Origin of the sequence: Pseudoalteromonas sp. PAB 2.2, from assembly GCF_001938575.1 — a bacterium.
Lineage (GTDB): Bacteria > Pseudomonadota > Gammaproteobacteria > Enterobacterales > Alteromonadaceae > Pseudoalteromonas > Pseudoalteromonas lipolytica.
Genome location: NZ_LYPI01000039.1, coordinates 1 through 2,613, shown reverse-complemented (window position 1 = coordinate 2,613; position 2,613 = coordinate 1). Strand labels below are relative to the sequence as shown.

The following is a 2,613-nucleotide window of genomic DNA, read 5'->3' as shown; positions in this document are numbered from 1 at the left end:
GTCTATAAGGAAACACGAGCTAGGCAACCTGATATTATGAAATTAGGTCGTTGGCTTAAACAGCAGTGTTATGAACTGGAATCAGCTTAGCTATTTAAATTAGAGTTGAAGGTGAATACTAGCTACTTAGAAGTAGCTGTCAGCGTCCGTTTAGTTTTGTTAGTTGCCAGTCAAAATGAGTTTGCCAGAGGCCTTTATTGGCTATTCACTGTCAGTTTTAATTCAACTCTATAAATCAAATCTGGCAGATCAAGTTAAGACTTATTCACATGATGATTGTTAACACCAAGCGATTTTGTCGTACTTTAATTACCACGCGATTCTGTCGTAATCGCTAATTACCAAGGGAAATTGACGGTTATCTTTAACCGTGTTCTTTAAATGTTTTGTTTAAGCATTTGAGGAGCGCTAAGGGTGATTGTTTTGAATTCCAAAGCTCAATTAACAGTTGATATCATTGCTAAAGTGGCAGAGCGTAAAGTTACGATAGCTAATGCCGCTAAGCTCCTCAATAAATCCAGGCGTACTATTGAACGTTATTTGCAGCGTTACCGAAGCCAAGGTCTACAATTCGTTGTTCACGGGAATACAGGCAGCGAGCCAATTAATAAAACTCCAGATAGGCTTAAGCAGCAAGTTCAGTCGCTGATCCGCGAGAAATACTATGATCTGAATCTATTGCACCTCGCCGAGATGCTTGAGGCTCACGAACACATTGTTGTTAAGCGCGAGACACTGCGTAAGTGGGCACATGATATCCATCATGTAAAACGAGCCAAGCGTAGGCGTAGCCGTGTCCATAAACGCAGAGAACGGATGGAAGCACCAGGGCTAATGCTGCAAATGGACGGCAGTACACATCGCTGGTTCGGTGATAAAAAGTCGTGCTTAATCGCTATGATTGATGATGCTAACAGCGATATCCATGCAGAGTTTTTTCCGTCAGAAACGACTGAAGGGTGTATGAAAGTTATGCGCTCAGTTGTTGAGAAATTCGGCGTGTTTAAAACTCTATATGTTGATAGAGCTGGCATCTTTGGTGGTCCTAAACGTTGCAATTTCTCTCAGATGCAACGGGCCTGTGAGGAGTTAGGAATTGAAATCATCTTTGCTAGTTCTCCTCAAGGAAAAGGTCGTATTGAACGTGCCTTCGATACTCTACAAGACAGGTTGATACCGGAGTTACGGCTCAACAATATTACTGACATGACGGGCGCTAATAGCTACCTCCAACACGTCTTCATCCCGCAGTTCTGGCGTAAAAACCTGATGGTAAAATCTAAAACATCAGACACCGAATATACGCCTGTATCACGCTACACCAATCTTGATGATATCTGCATCACCAAGGTCTACCGGAAGATCCGTAACGACCATACGTTTAGCTTCAGGGGAAAACTCTACTTCATCGACTCACCGCTTAAGCACTCAATCACAAACCAAAAAATCGAAATTCGTACGGGTAAAAATAAGCGGTTCGATGCGTACTTCGCCGGACGAAAACTACAGGTAACCGAAGTAACGGAGCCTGAAAAGCTATCCTCGGAAGACTATGAGCTCCAGAAGAAGCTTGATGTATTGGCTCTGGCTGAAAAGCTAGGAAATGTGGCAGAAGCTTCCCGCCTAAGTGGTGTCTCCCGCGATACTATTTACCGCCATCGTAAGCTGATAAAACAAGGTGGAATCGAATCGCTAAAACGTCAGGAAACGCCAAATCTTCACCACAAAAATCGTACAGACAGAGCCATTGAGGAAGTCGTCATCGAATTCTCACTAGCTAACCCACACATGGGACAATCCAAAGTGTCAAGGCTGCTCAAGTCTGAAAGAAACGTCGACATACATGCTAGCGGCGTTCGCAATATCTGGCTAAGGGAAAATATGAATACGACTGCGTTACGGTTAGCAAAACTTGCCGAAGCTCGGCAACATTGATAGTGTGATTACGTCAAAATCGCTTGGTACTTATACCGTCAGTATCCCTTGGTAATCACACTTATTCACATGATGATGTTCACATGATGATTCACATGATGATGTTATTCACATGATGATTGTTCAGCTTATAGCCGCATTTTAAAACATTGTGTTTGCTTTAAAATGCGTCCAAAAGGGCGCATTACTTGGTTAAGCAATTAATTTATTTTTAATTACTTGTTTTAGAATCGAGGGTAACTCTTCAACGGTTTGAATGTTGAGTAATTCCTGATTCTCAAAGCCATAAAGCATTCCTGTATTTATACCAATGCATACAATTTGAATACCTAGAAGTTCCGACATTTCAATCGACTTTTCTAAATACTTTAGATCGCTTGCTTGACCATCAGTAATGATAAAAACAACTTTCTTTTGCTCGACACGAAGTGACAGCCTACGAATTACAGAATAAAGACTTAACCCTGTATGTGTTCCGCCTCTACTACTGACTCTAAAGTTATCTTTAACGGCTTTAGTTGTTGATTTAAAACACTTTGCTTCATATAGGTAACCGGCACTGAAATATATGCATTCACTATTTACGCCTTTCAACTTATCTATTGCTAAGTTAATTGCAAGCGCAGAAGTATTAACACCATTCATATCATCAGCACTCATTGAACTAGACCTGTCTAC

Annotated in this window: 2 protein-coding genes; one reads left to right on the top strand and one right to left on the bottom strand. The window is 41.4% G+C overall.

The features are described 5' to 3' along the window. The first annotated feature begins 414 nt into the window (after window positions 1–414). Entirely contained in the window at window positions 415–1,935 is a 1,521-nt protein-coding gene (locus BWD47_RS19965; RefSeq protein ID WP_075594550.1) for an ISNCY family transposase, read from the top strand. Window positions 1,936–2,127: 192 nt separating this feature from the next. Here BWD47_RS19965 and BWD47_RS19960 read toward each other — a convergent pair. Further along, the coding region (locus tag BWD47_RS19960; protein ID WP_143474515.1) for a VWA domain-containing protein at window positions 2,128–2,613 on the bottom strand (486 nt) is incomplete at its 5' end.